14 protein-coding genes are annotated in these 17,579 nt (G+C 40.4%); 13 read left to right on the top strand and 1 reads right to left on the bottom strand.

The genetic code is table 11. The features are described from left to right. Positions 1–374: 374 nt before the first annotated feature. The 3 genes from DBR11_RS04700 to DBR11_RS04690 are packed head-to-tail and all read left to right on the top strand — an operon-like array spanning position 375 to position 5,726. Positions 375–1,112 (top strand): ImuA family protein, encoded by a 738-nt coding sequence (locus DBR11_RS04700; RefSeq protein WP_108550454.1) that lies wholly within the window; start codon positions 375–377, stop codon positions 1,110–1,112. A gap of 2 nt (positions 1,113–1,114) precedes the next feature. After that, positions 1,115–2,623, top strand: a complete 1,509-nt coding sequence (locus DBR11_RS04695) for a DNA polymerase Y family protein (RefSeq protein WP_108550453.1) — start codon at positions 1,115–1,117, stop codon at positions 2,621–2,623. Continuing rightward, positions 2,574–5,726 (top strand): error-prone DNA polymerase, encoded by a 3,153-nt coding sequence (locus tag DBR11_RS04690; RefSeq protein WP_369974418.1) that lies wholly within the window; start codon positions 2,574–2,576, stop codon positions 5,724–5,726. Before DBR11_RS04695 ends, DBR11_RS04690 begins: the two co-directional genes overlap by 50 nt. A gap of 65 nt (positions 5,727–5,791) precedes the next feature. Here DBR11_RS04690 and DBR11_RS04685 read toward each other — a convergent pair whose 3' ends face one another. Further along, entirely contained in the window at positions 5,792–9,034 is a 3,243-nt protein-coding gene (locus tag DBR11_RS04685) for a chemotaxis protein CheB (RefSeq protein WP_108550452.1), read from the bottom strand. Positions 9,035–9,366: 332 nt separating this feature from the next. On the opposite strand from DBR11_RS04685, the gene DBR11_RS04680 reads away from it, so the two are divergent. The 10 genes from DBR11_RS04680 to DBR11_RS04635 all read left to right on the top strand — a co-directional run bounded on the left by DBR11_RS04680 (position 9,367) and on the right by DBR11_RS04635 (position 17,467). Further along, positions 9,367–10,131 (top strand): Crp/Fnr family transcriptional regulator, encoded by a 765-nt coding sequence (locus tag DBR11_RS04680; protein WP_108550451.1) that lies wholly within the window; start codon positions 9,367–9,369, stop codon positions 10,129–10,131. 15 nt (positions 10,132–10,146) lie between these two features. Beyond that, on the top strand, positions 10,147–10,443 hold the full coding sequence (locus DBR11_RS04675; RefSeq protein WP_108550450.1) for a hypothetical protein: 297 nt from the start codon (positions 10,147–10,149) through the stop codon (positions 10,441–10,443). A gap of 100 nt (positions 10,444–10,543) precedes the next feature. Next, positions 10,544–11,404 (top strand): bestrophin family protein, encoded by an 861-nt coding sequence (locus DBR11_RS04670; protein ID WP_108550449.1) that lies wholly within the window; start codon positions 10,544–10,546, stop codon positions 11,402–11,404. Then, positions 11,404–12,306, top strand: a complete 903-nt coding sequence (locus DBR11_RS04665) for a histone deacetylase (RefSeq protein WP_108550448.1) — start codon at positions 11,404–11,406, stop codon at positions 12,304–12,306. Before DBR11_RS04670 ends, DBR11_RS04665 begins: the two co-directional genes overlap by 1 nt. Before the next feature lie 105 nt (positions 12,307–12,411). Then, entirely contained in the window at positions 12,412–14,262 is a 1,851-nt protein-coding gene (gene topB / locus DBR11_RS04660; protein ID WP_108550447.1) for a DNA topoisomerase III, read from the top strand. Between the two features lie 80 nt (positions 14,263–14,342). Further along, entirely contained in the window at positions 14,343–14,705 is a 363-nt protein-coding gene (locus tag DBR11_RS04655) for a PleD family two-component system response regulator (protein WP_108550446.1), read from the top strand. Positions 14,706–14,755: 50 nt separating this feature from the next. After that, positions 14,756–15,091, top strand: coding sequence for a hypothetical protein (locus DBR11_RS04650; protein WP_108550445.1), 336 nt, complete (start codon positions 14,756–14,758; stop codon positions 15,089–15,091). After that, the gene (locus tag DBR11_RS04645; protein WP_108550444.1) at positions 15,082–15,888 is read left to right on the top strand and encodes a hypothetical protein; all 807 of its coding nucleotides are present in this window, start codon (positions 15,082–15,084) and stop codon (positions 15,886–15,888) included. Before DBR11_RS04650 ends, DBR11_RS04645 begins: the two co-directional genes overlap by 10 nt. Next, positions 15,888–16,817, top strand: a complete 930-nt coding sequence (miaA, locus tag DBR11_RS04640) for a tRNA (adenosine(37)-N6)-dimethylallyltransferase MiaA (protein WP_108550443.1) — start codon at positions 15,888–15,890, stop codon at positions 16,815–16,817. Before DBR11_RS04645 ends, miaA begins: the two co-directional genes overlap by 1 nt. A 119-nt stretch (positions 16,818–16,936) precedes the next feature. Beyond that, on the top strand, positions 16,937–17,467 hold the full coding sequence (locus DBR11_RS04635) for a hypothetical protein (protein WP_108550442.1): 531 nt from the start codon (positions 16,937–16,939) through the stop codon (positions 17,465–17,467). Positions 17,468–17,579 lie beyond the last annotated feature (112 nt).

Raw genomic sequence — 17,579 nt, 5'->3', positions numbered from 1 at the left:
CACCAGTATAATAATTACTGCTAATACATTATTTCCCATTATTGACCTGACGTTTTCTATAAGCAATATAAATATCTATGGTCAGAATATTCATAAGAGCGTATTTTTTAATAAAAATATAAATTTATGTTATTACAATCTAATAATGTTTCCCGATTTTATCAAATAGCAGCGTTTCTTAAAACATCTATTTCGATATGGCTTCCAGAGACGTTACAGAACTAAAATCAGGTGGAGAGTAAAGTTGCCTGCTAGGCCATGGAGTTTCTCGTTGTAAAATTCTTTTACAATTTATAGGAATGCTAAATATTTTAGTATTATTTTTGCTTGTTCATTTTGTGTTACTAATAAAATGAGTAAATGTAGGGAGGGCTATGAACGCAAAACAAGAATTGGTTAATAAGTTGCAAAAGGATATCCTTTTGTGGCAGGGCTTAAAGCCCCAGGGAACTGGGACTGTAGAGGCTATTGGTCTGGGAGAGATTGAAAAGGCCTTTCCAAACGGGGTTTTTCCAAAAAAGGCGATTCATGAATTTATCACCGTTTTGCCGGAACATTTGGCAGCCAGTAATGGCTTTATTGGTGGTGTATTGTCTATTCTTATGAAGGAGGGCGCGGCTTGTGTTTGGGTCAGTACCTCACGAAAGTTATTTCCTGCCTCGCTTCGTTTATTCAACGTGGATCCTGAAAGGATCATCTTTATAGACGTAACAAGAGAGAAAGATGTGCTTTGGGTTATGGAAGAAGCGCTAAAGTGTGATGGTCTTGCTGCAGTGGTAGCCGAATTAAATGATTTAAGCTTAATTGAATCCAGAAGACTCCAGCTTGCTGTTGAGGAAAGTGGTGTTACAGGTTTTGTTTTGCGTAAAGATGCCCGAAAGTCAATCGCTAATGTAGCAACAGCCCGCTGGAAGATCACTCCTGTACCAAGCATAACTGAAGAGGAAATGCCTGGTGTAGGCTATCCGCGGTGGAAAGTTGAACTGATCAAAGTTAGAAATGGCAATCCTGGAAATTGGCTATTGGAATGGGGTGGAAATAGATTTGTTGAAATTGCAGGTGTTCAACATGAAATTGCATGGCATTATAAACAGGAAAGGCAAATTGGTTAAAAATGCAAAAACGATATGTTTCGATATGGTTCCGTCATTTGTTGGCCGACTGGCAGCTCATACGCCAACCGGAACTAAAGGATGTGCCTTTTGTTTTTGCTGCATCAGAACATGGTCGCCATATGATCATTGCTGTCAGCCCTTTGGCAATATCATATGGCATTGAACTTGGAATGCGGGCAGCAGATGCAAAAGCCATTTGCCCGGGACTGGAAGTTCTGGATGATAAACCGGGTAGGACGGCTAAGTTGTTAAAAGGAATTGGTGAATGGTGCGTTAGGTATTCCCCAATAGTGATGATAGATGATTTCTCCTTTGATGGATTGATCATGGATGTAAGTGGTTGTACCCATCTATGGGGTGGAGAGCGGGAATACCTTAAAGAAATTGTATCCAGATTAAAAAGCAAGGGTTATACCGTACGCCTTGCTATAGCGGATACTGCCGGGACTGCCTGGGCAATTTCCCGTTTCGGCAGCGTTACACCGCTAGTCGCTCCGGGAAAACATAGCGATGCCTTACTTTCCCTGCCACCCGAAGCGCTTCGTTTACCCGAAATTATTTTAAATAAATTACGTAAGCTTGGTTTTTACCAGATCAAAAGTTTTATGGGGATGCCGCGCTCGGTATTGCGAAGACGTTTCGGAGAGGAATTCTTAGTCAGGCTTGGTCAGGCACTTGGTACAGTGGATGAAATCATTACGCCTTTACAAGTTCCAGTTCTTTTTCAGGAACGCCTGCATTCCCTTGAACCAATTAGAACCAGAAGCGGCATTGAAGTTGCAATCATCCGCTTGCTGGAAAATTTATGTTTGCGTTTACAAAATGAGGGAAAAGGTTTGCGAACAGGAATATTGACTTGTTATCGCATTGATGGTAAAATTATCCGGATTGATATCGGTACCAGCGGTGCTACGCACAGCATCAGTCATTTATTTAAGCTTTTTGAACTTAAAATTGAACAGATACGTCCTGCTTTGGGGATTGAATTGTTTGTAATGGAGGCAACCAAAGTAGATGAGGTAATACCTGGTCAGGAAGTACTCTGGTCAGGCCAACCGGGATTGAAAGACCAGAGTGTTATTAGGCTGTTGGATAGGGTGGCCAGTAAGGTAGGGGCGGGAGTTATTCATCGATATATTCCTGCAATGCATTATTGGCCGGAGCGATCTGCAAAAAGATCTGTTTTGATCACCGAAATGCCAGAAACAGAATGGCGTCTCGATAAACCACGTCCAACGGAGCTACTGAAACAACCAGATCCAATCGAAGTCATGGCGTTGATACCTGATCATCCACCAAAATTTTTCATTTATAAGGGTCTAAAACATTTGGTTGTGAAGGCTGATGGACCAGAGCGCATTGAGCGCGAATGGTGGCTGGACGAGGGTGAACATAGGGATTATTACCAGGTGGAAGACGAGCAAGGACAGCGATATTGGCTATTTCGTTCTGGTCACTATGGGAGTCAGCAAAGATATCAATGGTTTATACATGGCTTTTTTGCATAGGAGGGAATATATGGACTATAGCGAATTACAAGTAACTTCAAATTTTAGCTTCCTGCGGGGTGCATCACATCCCAATGAAATGGTTGATCAAGCTGCTGCATTTGGATATAAAAAGATTGCGGTTACTGATCGAAATACGCTTGCAGGCATTGTGCGTGCCCATGTTGCAACTAAGGGAAAGGATATTCAGATCATTCCAGCCTGCCGCCTTGATTTATTGGATGGGCCAAGTTTGCTTGCTTATCCGGTAGACAGGGAAGGATACAGCAGGCTTTCAGCATTGCTTACAAAAGGTAATCTCCGGGCAGAAAAAGGAGAATGCCATTTGAATAAGGCTGATGTTTATGAGCATGGTAAAGGTATTCTTTTTACTGTAGTGATGCCCAATCAGCTTAACCGCCACTTTAATTTCGAAGACTCGTTTGTTCAACACCTCAGTGAATATAAAGAGGCTTTAGATGGGCAACTTTATCTTTCTGCTACGCGTAGTTATTTGGGTAACGACGATAAATTGATCTTTCGGGTGAAACAGCTCTCCAATTGGTATAACATACCTGTTGTAGCTACTAACGATGTGCATTATCATGACCCTTCGCGCAGAGAGCTACAGGATATCCTTACTTGTGTGCGGGAAAAATGTACTATTCAGGATGCTGGTTTCCGTCTACATCAAAATGCAGAACGCTTTATGAAGCCTGTTGAAGAAATGCACAGATTATTTAGAAAATATCCTGAGTCGGTTCGCAATACGATGGCTATATCTGAGGCATGTACATTTTCTCTCGATGAATTGAAATATGTTTACCCCGTAGAGATTAATCAAAGCGGTCGCAGTCCACAGGAGGAATTGGAATACCTGACCTGGAAAGGTGCCCATGAATTTTATGGAGAAATCATTCCTGAAAAAGTAGTGAGCATGGTAAACTATGAAATGGACTTTGTGAAGAAAATGGATTATGCCAACTATTTCCTGTTTGTGGAGGATATTGTAAGGGAAGCACGTAGCAGAAACATACTTTGCCAGGGACGTGGGTCAGCAGCGAATTCAGCGATTTGCTTTTGTTTAGGGATTACCTCGGTAAATCCTATGAAGTTTGACATGCTATTTGAGCGCTTTATTTCTCCGGAAAGAAATGAACCACCTGATATAGATGTTGATTTTGAACATGAAAGGCGTGAGGAAATCATCCAGTATGTCTACAATAAATATGGTCGTGACCGTGCTGCAATTGTTGCCACAGTTACACAACTTCATCAAAAAGGTGCCATACGGGATGTTGGAAAGGCTATGGGACTATCAGTTGATACGATTAACCGCCTGTCTGAACAGGGGGTGAGCTCACAAGATCCGCATTTGAAAAAGACACTGGAACTTACTTCTCTGATGATGGGCTTTCCCCGTCAGCTTGGCCAGCACACTGGCGGATTTGTGGTCACTAATGGAAAGCTGACCGATCTCTGCCCAATATTAAATGCAAGGATGGATGACCGGACAAATATTGAATGGAATAAGGATGATATTGATGCGCTCGGCTTTTTAAAAGTTGATGTTCTGGCATTAGGAATGCTAACCTGTATCCGTAAAGGTTTTGATTTATGTAAACAGCATTATGGGCTGAATCTAACTTTAGCCAATGTGCCGCAAGATGATTCGGAGGTTTACAACATGATCTGTATTGCAGATACATTAGGCGTTTTCCAGATAGAAAGCCGGGCGCAAATGTCTATGCTGCCGCGTTTAAAGCCCAGAAGTTTTTATGATCTGGTTATTGAGGTGGCAATTGTGCGTCCAGGACCGATACAAGGAGATATGGTTCATCCTTATCTTCGCAGGCGCGACAAAAAGGAAGCAGTAGAATACCCTTCGCCCGAACTGGAAGAAATTTTACACAGAACTTTAGGTGTACCACTGTTCCAGGAACAAGCTATGAAAATTGCGATTGTTGCTGCTGGATTTACACCAGCCGAAGCTGATGGACTGCGACGTAGTATGGCTACTTTCAAGTCTAAGGGTTTGGTTAATCAATATGAACGGAAACTTATTGATGGCATGATGGAAAAGGGATATACCGAAGAATTTGCCAAGCGGATATTTAAACAGCTGGAGGGTTTTGGCAGCTATGGTTTTCCAGAAAGCCATGCAGCAAGTTTTGCGCTTCTGGTGTATGTGTCTTGTTGGTTGAAGCATTATTACCCTGATGTGTTTGCAACAGCCTTACTCAATAGTATGCCTATGGGCTTTTATCAACCTGCACAAATCGTGATTGATGCACAAAAGCACCAGGTAGAAGTTCGCCCCCCTGATATTAATTATTCCAGCTGGGATAATCTATTGGAAGAAAAATCTGGAAAATATTATGCAATTAGGCTAGGCTTTCGTCAAATCAAAGGCGTTAGTGAAGTAGATATGGAGGTTTTGGTGAATTGCAGGGGAAAAGGATTCCAAACAATTACTGCCCTACGGGATGCGGGTTTAACCATAACCTCCCTGGAGCGTTTGGCTGATGCAGATGCGTTCCGTTCTATCGGACTTGATCGTAGAAAGGCCCTTTGGGAAGTATCAGCATTGCAGGATATGCCAACTGAAATATTTAAAGGCCAGCCCTCAGAGAGCGTATTGGAAACACAGGTTGAATTGCCGTTAATGAGTCAGGGGGAGCATGTGGTTCAAGATTATGCTACAGTTGGGTTGTCTTTAAAAGCGCATCCGGTTAGCTTTGTTCGTTCGCAACTGGATATGTTGCGCATTCTATCCACAAATGTAATCAATAACGATACACAAAATGGGCAACTCATTAAAGTAGCAGGGTTGGTATTGGTTAGGCAAAGGCCCGGAACCGCTGAGGGTGTATGTTTCATCACTATAGAGGACGAAACTGGGTTTACCAACTTGGTCGTATTTGAAAAACTATTTGAAAAGTACCGCAAAGAAATCCTTCATTCCAAACTCCTTATGGTTGAAGGACGGTTACAACGTGAAGGTTTGGTAGTTCACGTTATTGTAAGCAAGTGCGTAGACTTAACAAAGTTGTTGGGTAAATTAGTACAACGTGAACAGGAAGATCCAAAAGATGTATTTTACGGGGGAAGAAATTTTAAATAGTTTTTAGGGTGTTTTGATGCTTATCAATCATCGGTAATCAGGTGTTTGTAAAAATCATTTATAGGTTATGATCTAAAAAAAATTGTAAAACTGCAGCCCTTGCCTTCCGCGCACTCGACTTCGATTTTGCCACCAGAAGCGTTGACAATCTTTCGGATTAGATACAGACCAATACCGGTACCTTCTGCAGTCTCATTAATCCGTTTATATTTTTTAAAGATATGATCGATCTTGTCTTGTGTAATGCCGATGCCATTATCGGTGATGGTTAGTGTAATATATCCATCTTTTTTTTCTGTTCTGATGCTGATCTCCGGAACCCGATCAGGGAAACTGAACTTTAGTGCATTGGTGATTAGATTCAGCATTACGCTTCTCAGGTTTTTTTTAGCGAACCGAACCTCTTTATCTCTAAAATCGGTATGGAAAATGGCTTTCGAAACCTTAATCTTCTCCGATAATGTTTCTTTGATCTCCTCAAAAATTGCCGGGAAGTTTTCCAATGTATCGAAAGTATCTTCCGATTCTATATTACCAACTTCGGCTAGATCCGTAATAATTGATTTAAAATTAGTTACGGCTTTATTCATCATAGACGATAACTCTATAATCTCCGGGTCTTTGATATTAAGTTTATTATTGAGAATCTCCAGTAGCATCTCAATATTCACGATAGGGGCTTTAAGGTCGTGTGAAGCGCCGAAAACAAAGTTGTTCAGATCAGCGTTAATTCTGAGAAGGCTTTTATTGCTGTCATATAGTTTCCGGTTACTAATATCCAGTTCTTGCAGCAGTTTTTTTAACTCGGTAATATCGTAAAAATTGATTATAGCGCCATCAGCTTTTTTGCTGTTTTTTTTCAGGTACGGCATGGTCATCACCTGGTAAATCTTTCCATCGTTTGTCTCTGCTTCCCGGATGATGAATTTTTCGTCATGAATAACTTTCTTGATGTCGTCAATCAAGGTTTCAAATTTGAGATTTGTAGTGATATTGCTGAGCGGCCGGCCAATATCACCCTCACGGATATTAATGTGCTTTACTACCCCAGGAGAATATCTTTTCAATAACAGTTCCCTGTCAACAAATAGTTGCCCGTTGATGTTACTGCGGAAATAATTATTCAGATCGTCATTCAGGTCTGTAAGTTCCTCAATGGTTACCTGCCGATCTTTGTTTACTGTCTGGAGTTCCTCGTTCACTGATTGTAGTTCTTCGTTCGTACTATGCATTTCTTCATTTGCCGACTGCATTTCCTCGTTGGCAGATTGTAGCTCTTCAGTAAAAGACTGCATGTTTTCATTAGAGGAGGCGATTCTACCATTTGCTACCGCTACGGTATGCTTTAATTGTGCTACCTCTTGCTCCAGGCTGATCACATGCTCCTTGGCCACTTCATCGAAGTCTTTGACCTGGATTACATTTTTCACGTTGTTGGCACTCTTACCTTCGTTAAATAGAACCAGCAGCATTTTTTCTTCCGATCCTGAGATGGTAAATGGGCGGATTACGATATCGATCAGTTTATTTTTTATCTTACCTGCACCTTCTGGAATAAGCCCATTGAGCACAATCTTTTTGTTTAGCTTAAGGGCTTTATGGGCAGCCGCTTTAAAAACCATCGAAATACCTTTGGGTAGCAGGTCGTTTAGGTTATGGTTAAAATTGATACTCCTTAAATAAGGTTTCGTATTACCAAAGGATTGAACAACCGAAAGGTTTTCATCGATACAAACTCCGTTGAAAGCAGACTCCTTTAACAAAGTGGAATTGATCTGGTCATTTAGTTCCGCTTTCGATACCGGTATGACGTGCATTTTGGTCACTTCCATCACTTTATTTTTGACTTCCCCGAGACTATAAGATGAAAAAGTGTCAAATCGGATAGCATGACCTGTTTTGTTACTTTGCAGGATATTCCATGTACTGCTGATTTCGTTGAAGCCATCTTGAAAAACAGAAGCACCCTCAGTGGGTCCTAAAAAGAGATAACCGCCTTCTTTCAATCCAAAATGTAACATTGCAAAAACCTTGTGTTGTAACGACAGGTTAATATAAATAAGTAGATTTCGGCAGCTAATCAAATCGATATTACAATAAGGAGGATTCTTAGTCAGGTCGTGCTGGGCAAAGATCAGCATCTTTCTGATTTCGTGTTTGATCTTATAACCTGTGTCTTCCTTCGTAAAAAACTGTCGCAATCTTTCCTTGGATAGCGTTTTAATACTGGCTTCGGGATATAAACCTCTAGCAGCAATATCCAGAGCTGCTCTGCTAATATCCGAGGCGAAGATCTTAACCTCGATATCATTGGGGTGTTCGTTTAAATACTCCTTGACCAATATCGCGATGGAATAGGCTTCCTCTCCAGTAGCGCAGCCGGCCACCCATATTTTCAGGAGTTTCGTATTATTCTTTTTTATAATATCCGGGATCACGGTTTCCTTAATAATTTTAAAAGCTTCCGGATCACGGAAAAAGGAAGTCACGCTGATTAGGAAATCGTTGGCAAGCGTGTTTATTTCCTCCTTATTTCCTTCGAGTAGCTGGTAGTAATCATCCACCTTGTTAAGATTGAGGCCTAGCATTCGCCGCCTGATCCGTCGAATGATGGTGGGACGTTTATAGCTAGTGAAATCCAGTGGAAGATTTTCTTTGATCAGGGACAATATTTGCACAAGCTTTTCCTCACTAATCTCCTCTGAAGCCTGGTCAACCATCAATTCTAAGCTACTATCTTCAGCATAATCTTCAATGATCTGAGGCATTGCTTCGGGAGAAAGAACCCAGTCTGCGCAACCGGTTGCGATGGCTGCCTCTGGCATACCCTTAAAATTAGCAGTTATTGGATCTTGTACCAATACTATCCCGCCGGCCTCCTTAATGGCCTTTATCCCTCTGGAGCCATCATCACCGGTACCGGATAAAATGATACCAATGACCTTGTTTCGGCGCTCCCTTGCCAATGAGGAAAAGAAGTAGTCGATTGTCATGTGCGGGCGCGGCTGGTCCTTTTTGTCCGACAGGATCAGCCGGCTTTTTTCTATTGACATAAATTTGGAGCTTGGGATCAGATAAACCGTATTAGATTTAATATCTACATTCTCAATAGCCTCCACTACTTGGAGTTTACTGTGCCGGGCGAGAATTTCTACCATCTGGCTTTTAAAATCAGCAGAGAGATGCTGTATTAGAATATAGGACACTGAGTCCAAAGGTGTATAGTCAAAAAAAGCGGATATCGCTTCCAAGCCGCCGGCTGAGGCGCCAATAGCTATAATATACTGTTGATCTTCAATTTTAGCCATGAGTTGACGAGAGTTAGGTTATAAACGAAGGGCTGGGGATTTATAAAAGTAAAGCTATTAATTTGTATTAAATTATTTATTTTCAAGTATTTAGTTGCTGTATTTGTTTGATTCAAATGGTTCGAAAACATATTTTAATTCTGTAGGTTAATGCGAGATTTTAATGGCTTGGCTGCGATTAGACTTAGAATGAGTTAATCTTTTTCCAATTGTGATACATTCTTTCATGAATTGAGTTGCAAACATTATGGCAATATCAGCGACATTGTAAATAACAGGTCCAAGGGTTGAAAATTATATTTATATTTCCTTATTTATCAAAATCCTGGCTTATGCGGGAAGAAAAGATTTGCATCTACTGTAATTCTACTTTTTGGGGAGAAGAAAACGAGGAGTTTTGTGCAGATCGGTGTCTGGAAAGTATAAAGCGGGAAAATGATCATATTGCGGTTGGTCATTTACTGGACTATTTAAACGATCGTCTGCAATTATCCAGTGCATTTAATGTAACTATAGGGCCAATGCTCAAAGCCAGGACATTGTTGCAAAAAGAGCGGATTGTGGAGGTTGATCAATTGGCCGAAACTGCTTTCTGGGTAGAAAAAGGCTATGGGCGGTATTTTATAAAGGTAAAGGATCGGGAAGGGTTACCAATGGAAGTGACGATTGACTTCTGTAAGCCAAAAAGAATACTGGTAATTTCCGAGTGCTTTTTTAATGGTCAATTGTGTACATATTATGTAGAAATGGCTAAGGGATCGGTTATTGTTCCTTTTTCCAGGTCGCATTTTGATGTGGTAAAATGGACCGCGCCTGAGGCTGAAGCACTAGCTGTTAAGATTCTTGCGCTGGAGAAATTGGAAAGCCTGGAGAAGATGGAGATGTTGAAAATGAAACCGAGGGATCGGTATCAGGAGTTTTTAAGAATTTTTGGCGTTGGGGTTGAACAGTTTGTTGCAATCAAGGATATTGCGAGTTATTTGGGGATGGTGCCTACATATTTAAGCCGATTGCGGGGGGAGGTTAATGGTGGAATGGAAAGAAAAGTATCTGTAGTTCTTTTTTTTGTGTTTAGATGTTGGTTAGGTTTGATTTAACCAAATTTAATTTTTATGAACATTTTTAATCCAGAACCGGAGCAGATTCCGGTATCAGAATTGACAGCAGCTGGTGATTCTGATAATGAATTGATTTACGATTTTTGCTCTAATTTTGACTTAGAGACAAGTCGTGAATATTTATGGCAGCTTCTTAAACTTTCCTTTACGGGTAATCTAAATGAGTTGACGGCCATTGAAAAGGAGGACTTGTTGCATTTCTATGAGGAGATTAATGTATTGCTTGAAGAGTTATTCAAGGTATACGATTGTCGTGTTATGGATGGTCTGCCGGAGGAGCTAGAAGTTTAAGTAAGTAAAATGGAGCGGGGTTAATGATTAGTTAGCCCCGCTTTTGTATAAATTTTCCGGCTTTTTTTGCAGATATTTGAATCCTAGAATTTAATCACCTATGATCAATTATAACCCAAAAGAGTGGGCTTCTTTTATATTTCATATTCATAAAGCAGATACGTTCAGAAAATTATGGCCTTTAATGTTGGGTATTGCTGTGTTTTCGGCAGGGATAGCTTATCTGGGCTTTCATTTTATTGATATGACACAATTGCCTTTTGTGAAAAATATTGGAATGATGCATAGTTTACTGGGTTTTGTGATTTCCATGCTTTTGGTGTTTAGAACAAATACCTCTTATGACCGGTGGTGGGAAGGGAGAAAGCTATTAGGCGCTTTAGTAAACGTTTCCCGTAACCTGTCTATGAAAATAAAGGCTTTGAACTTAGGGTCGGAAGAGGTTGTATTTTTTAATTATGCCATTCCGAAGTTTGCCTTTGCTTTAAAAGAGCATCTCAGAGAAAAGAGGCTATACGGGAAAGATAGTGTATTGATTGAAATTAAAGAAGGGGCACACTTTCCAAACCAGATCGCATCGGGTATCGTATCCAGAGTATATGGTTTGCAGGCAAAAAATTTAATTTCTCCCCAGCAATTGATGATTCTGACCGAAGATTTGAACCAGTTTACTAATATTTGCGGTGGCTGCGAAAGAATAAGAAATACGCCAATCCCATATTCTTATAGTGCATTTATTAAGAAATTCGTTTTCTTTTATGTAATTACAATGCCTTTTGGGCTGGTGTTTAGCCTGGGTTATTATATGGTCCCAATTGTACCATTTATATTGTACGTACTGACCAGTTTAGAACTTATTGCAGAACAGATTGAGAACCCTTTTGGGCTAGATGCGAATGATCTGCCGGTAGATGATATATGTAATAATATAGAAAAGCATACCGCGGAAATCCTATTGTAATGATTAAAATTGCTCATCATGTATTGTACGCTCATCCTTTGCCGGAGGGTCATCGTTTTCCGATGCTGAAGTATGAACTGATTCCTGAACAGCTTTTACATGAAGGGACTATAAGTCCTGAGCATTTGTTTGAGCCAGAGACATTGTCGGAAGATATTATTTTGCAGACTCATGATGGTGGTTACTGGGCCGCTCTAAGAGATCTGCAACTTGCTCCCGCTGCGCAAAGAAGAATCGGTTTTCCGTTAACTGCTCAGCTGGTGGAACGGGAAATTAGGATTGCGCAGGGAACTATTGACTGTGCTTTATTTGCTTTGCAATTTGAGATTGCTTTTAATGTAGCTGGTGGTACACATCATGCAGGTCGTTTTTGGGGCGAAGGATTTTGCTTGTTGAATGATCAGGCTATTGCTGCTAATTATTTGTTAAATAATAATTTAGCCAATCGAATCTTAATCATAGATTTAGATGTGCATCAGGGAAATGGTACTGCCGAAATCTTTGACCAGGAGCCAAGAGTATTTACTTTTTCCATGCATGGAGACAAGAATTTTCCGTTTAGAAAGGAGAGATCAGATCTGGATATTCCACTTGCAGATGGGACTGGTGATCAGGAATATCTTGATATCTTGGGCAAGACGCTTCCTTGTTTATTGGAGGAGCATCAGCCTGATTTTGTATTTTATCTTTCCGGAGTAGATGTTTTAGCTACAGATAAGCTTGGTAAGTTATCGTTGTCTGCAGAAGGTTGTAAAGAAAGGGACAGAATGGTTCTTCAGTTTTGTAAAGATCAGCAGCTTCCTGTTCAGGTGAGTATGGGAGGTGGGTATTCCCCGGAGATAAGGCATATTGTAGATGCGCATTGTAATACATTTAGATTGGCTGTGGATTTGTTTAGTTAAGGGACTTTTGAAATTCTAATTCCCTTGATTGTAGTGAATTGTGATTTTTTAATCTTTTTACGGTTTTTTTAGTGAAATTTGAAGGTTCGGACTTAATTCTATTTGATGAAGATTGTAATTGCGGAAAAGCCCTCTGTAGCTCGTGAACTGGCAAAAGTTTTTGGAGCAACGACTAAAAGAAATGGATACATTGAAGGTAAAGGATATTCTTTTACCTGGGCATTTGGCCATCTTTTACAATTGGCTCCTCCTCAAGAATATGGTTTTATAGGCTGGAGGAGACAGCATTTGCCCATGCTGCCTAAAAAATTCAAACTCGCTATCCGGAAAATTAAAACAAAAGATGGTTTTGTAGACGATCCGGCAGTTAAGAAACAGCTGGATGTGATTAAGCAGTTATTTGATGAGGCTACTGAAATCATCGTTGCAACGGATGCGGGACGGGAAGGTGAACTCATCTTCCGCTATATTTATTACTATCTGAAATGTAAAAAGCCTTTTAAACGTTTGTGGATTTCTTCGCAGACAGATGAAGCGATAAAAGATGGGTTCAGAAATTTGAAACCTGGTACAGATTACGATACTTTGTTTAACTCTGCCCACTGTAGATCTGAATCAGATTGGCTGGTGGGAATGAACGCTACACAGGCGCTGAGTATTTCTGCCGGATCGAGATCTGTATTGTCATTAGGTCGGGTGCAGACACCAACTTTGGCGATGATCTGCTCAAGGTATCTGGAGATTAAGAATTTTGTTCCTCAGACCTATTATCAGTTAAGTATTATTCTAGATAAAGATGGTCAACTCTTTAAGGCTATATCTGTTAACAGTTTTGAAAAGAAAGAAGATGCTGAGGCTTTATTTGAAAAAATTGAAGATGTGAACGCTGGATTTCCAAGCGGCGGGAAGATTGTAGATGTAGAGGCGAAACCCAGAAAAGAACCTCCTCCGTTGTTGCATGACCTGAGCAGTTTACAGCAGGAGGCCAACAAGAAGAAAGGCTTTACGGCAGATCAGACCTTAGGCATACTTCAAAATTTGTATGAAAGTAAGCTGGTTTCTTATCCAAGGACGGGTAGCCGTTATATTGGAGATGATATTTTTGCAGGTATACCGGCATTGATAGAAAAAGCAAAGTTGCATCCTGATTTCAGTAAGTCTGCAGAATTTCTGCAGACCATTCCGCTAAATAAGAGGAGTGTAAATGCAAAGAAGGTTACCGATCACCATGCGGTATTACCTACTGGTGAGCAGCCTTATGGATTAAGTCCTGATAAGCAGGCCATTTATGATATGGTGGTTGGACGAATGCTTGAGGCCTTTCATCAGGAATGTATTAAAGAAGTTACAAAGATCACTATAGAATCTGGTTCGCTTTTTACTGCAAATGGTACGGTGATTCGTTCGGCGGGCTGGAGGTCTGTATTGAACGATAATGATGATGAGAAGAAGGATGAAGATAATCCTTCGCTGCCGAAAGTTAAAAAGAACGAACAATTACCTATTCCTGAAAAAGCGCTTCTTGAAAAGCAAACGAAGCCGAAGGCAATGTATAACGAGGCATCATTGTTAAAAGCATTGGAAACCTCGGGTAAGGAGATAGAAGATGAAGAACTGCGTTATGCGATGAAGGATACTGGTTTGGGAACGCCTGCTACAAGAGCTTCTATCATTGAAACACTGATCACCAGGGAGTACATTGTAAGGGAAAAGCGAAATTTGGTGCCTACTTCTAAAGGGCTTGCGGTTTATGATGTGGTTAAGGACCAGAAAATTGCCCAAGCTGAGTTGACAGGACAATGGGAAAAGCGGTTGGAGGAAATTCGGTCGGGTGCTTCGGTAATGGATTTTAAAGTGGAAATTTCAGATTATACCCGTACCATTACGAATGAATTGTTGGTTGCCGGTGCGACATTACTGGAAAAAATGGCACCTCAGCCAGAGCCTGCTAAATAAGTAAGTAAGGAGAGCTTTGTGGTATTATTTTTGCTCCAACAAACAAAAATGATCATTCTGGCAATTCACAAATAATGTAGATGAATACACAAAAAAAAGTAATGATTGCTGATGATGATCCGGGCATCCTGGATGCTGTTGAAGCTATGCTCGAGTTTGGTGGATATGAAGTGAGTTCAACTTCTAATGGGGCTACTGTTCTTGAAATGCATGATCATTTTCCTGATCTTCTTCTTTTGGATATCTGGATGTCTGGTACGGATGGAAGGGATGTGTGTAAAGTATTGAAAAGACAGGAGGATACCAAAAATATACCTATCATTATGATTTCTGCCAGTACTGAACTGGAAAGATCTGCTAAAGAAGCTGGTGCAGATGATTTTTTGGAAAAACCATTTGATATGGAGGTTTTGCTTGGTAAAATTGCTCATTTTCTAAAATAAGGAACAATATGAATTTTGAGATGTTATTTGGCTAAACTAATAACAAACCAATGAAAACAGATTTTGTAGAAATATTCCAGACCATAAGAGCCGCAATGCAGCCATACGCAGCACTTGGTTTTACCAATAGAGAGAACAGTGACAGAACCTTTGATTTGTGGAGCGATAAAAACATTAAAACTGGACCTGATCAACGATCAGAAACTTTTTTTGCTTCTATAACGGCAGATCACCAGGAAGCTACTCTGAAAACTAATTTTGGGCATGAGGTGTTAAAAGGAGCATCAATTTTAAAAATTAAGGAGTTGGATGAGGGATTAATGAATCAAATTGAAGAAGCCCTTGCTGTAGGCTATAGATTATTTAAAGAAAAGGAGTGGGTCTGAAAGCCGATTGGTTAAGAGAAATTAAGCATATATTAGAGGGGCAGGGAATCCATGCCGAAAACGCAATACAGGATTCTTTTAAGTTGCTATTATTAAAAGAAGGTAAGTTGATCTTAAACTTGATTTCACTAGATCAGTATGATGATCCTGAAGAATTGTTGAGTTACCAGTTCTCCTGCTTTCAGGAGGGCATACAGGTCATTCACCTTTGGGAGGATATTTGGCAAAGTAGGAAAGAACAAGTTTTGAGCAGGTTGAAGTCTGTTATGGGGCTTAATCAAAGATTACACGGCCGGTCTACTTCTGTAGAGAAAATTTCAAAAGAAGATGCTGAAAGCTTTTTAGAGCAATACCATATTCAAGGCAGTGCGGGTGGAAGGTATCGATATGCCTTGCAGTATAAAGGAGAAGCGGTTGCAGTGGCTGTTTTTAGCCATAAAAGGAAAATGAAAGGAAAAGGGGAAGATTATACTTCTGCCGAACTGGTCCGTTTTGCAACTAAGGATGGCATAACTGTGATAGGTGGAATGACTAAACTGATTAAACATTATCTTCGGTTGTTTAGCCCGAATGATTTGATGAGTTATGCGGATCGGGACTGGTCTGTGGGGAATGCTTACCGGACAGCGGGCTTCGAACTGGTTGCTGAAACACCTCCAAGTCCATTATATGTTGATCCAGTGAGTTATATCAGGTATTTTTTGCATAGAGTTCCTGAGGAATCTGATCAGGAAAAAATCAATTCTTATATTCAGGTTTTTAATACAGGGAATTTAAAATACGTTTTATACCAATAATGAAGGGAAATCCATTGTTAATTGTATTGGGGCCAACGGCTTCGGGTAAGACAAAGCTTGCAGTAAGTCTTGCCCATGCGCTAAATGGAGAGGTAATTAGCGCAGACAGCCGGCAGGTCTTCAGAGGTATGGATATTGGAACTGGAAAAGATCTGGGAGAATACATTGTAAATGGCAGCCAGGTACCTTATCATCTGATTGACCATAAGCAAGCGGGCGAGCGTTACCAGGTCGATGCATTTAAAGAAGATTTCTATAAGGTTTTTGAATTTTTGACTGCCCGTAAAAAATTGCCGGTACTTTGCGGTGGAACTGGTATGTACATTCACAGTATTCTCCAGCATCACGAATATACATCTATTCCGGTTCAGCAGGAATTCAGAGAAAGTATTCAGCACTATGATATAAAAAAGCTAAGGGAAATTTTATCTACTTATCCCGTTGATCGCACGAAGTATGCAGACCAGTCTACGGTTAAACGGCTGATCCGGGCAATTGAAATAGCCGAATACCTGAAAGTTCATCCAATGGCGGCTAAAGTTAGGCCAGAATTCAATCCACTGGTGATTGGTTTAACAGCTGACGTGGAAGTGAGAAGGGCTAAAATATGGAAGAGATTGGAAAGTAGGTTGAATCATGGCATGATTGAGGAGGTTGAATCTTTAATGAAGGCAGGAGTAAGCAGAGATATGTTGATCTTTTACGGTCTGGAGTATAAGTTTATGGTAGCTTACCTTTCCGGAGAACTGAGTTTTCAGGAACTTAAAGAACGCCTTTTTACGGCTATTTGCCAATATGCAAAGCGTCAGATGACCTTTTTTAGAAAGATGGAAAAGGATGGTGTAAAGATTCACTGGATTGATACACAACAGACCAATCCTATAGAAACAAGGGTAATTGAGCTATATAAGGAACATTTTTCTATTTGAAGCCAAAAGGAGCAGCCCAGTCAAACCTCTGTATACTAGTAACTAGTGTCTAAATATGCAGCGTGGCATGCAATTTGTTTATATAGTGCTGTTAGGTTTACAAATAAACAAATACAAAAATGAAAACAACTACAAAAATCATAGCTTCTGCAGCAGCTGCGGTGGCTTTGTTCTTTACCACGAATGCAAACGCCCAGTCGCCAAAATTAGGAATAGGTATAAATGCAGGTATACCCACTACCAACGGTTATAATTTCGCACTCGGTGGAGATCTTCGTTTTCAATTTGATGTCTCAAAACAAGTTTCCATTCCTGTAACTGCAGGATATACTAATTTCTTTGGAAAGAAAGATTATTTTGCTCCTGGAGTTGATATGCCTAGTGCAGGTTACATCCCTGTAAAAGCTGGGGTGAAAGTGTTTTTTGATGAAACTGGTTCCGGATTTTACGGAATGGGAGAGCTTGGTGCCGCTTTCGGGGTTAGTAATAACGCAAAAACCGGATTTCTGTATTCACCGGCAATTGGATATTCCTGGAGTAATGGTCTGGATCTTGGTCTGAAATATGAAGGGATTGCAAAAGGAACAAAAATCGGACCTGAGAATGTGAACCAGGTTGCTTTACGTATTGCTTACGGCTTTAAGCTTTAAGATTTAGAAATCAATTAGATAGGGAACGTCCTGCAGGAATACTGCAGGGCGTTCTTGCTTTTGGGAGATCTTGCTCCGTTTTTTATTTTGTAATAATTAGCTCATAAATGCC

Source organism: Pedobacter sp. HMWF019 (assembly GCF_003061025.1).
In the GTDB taxonomy this organism is placed as follows: domain Bacteria; phylum Bacteroidota; class Bacteroidia; order Sphingobacteriales; family Sphingobacteriaceae; genus Pedobacter.
The sequence above is the reverse complement of the archived record's forward strand: the minus strand, read 5'-3'. Positions and strand labels throughout refer to the sequence as shown.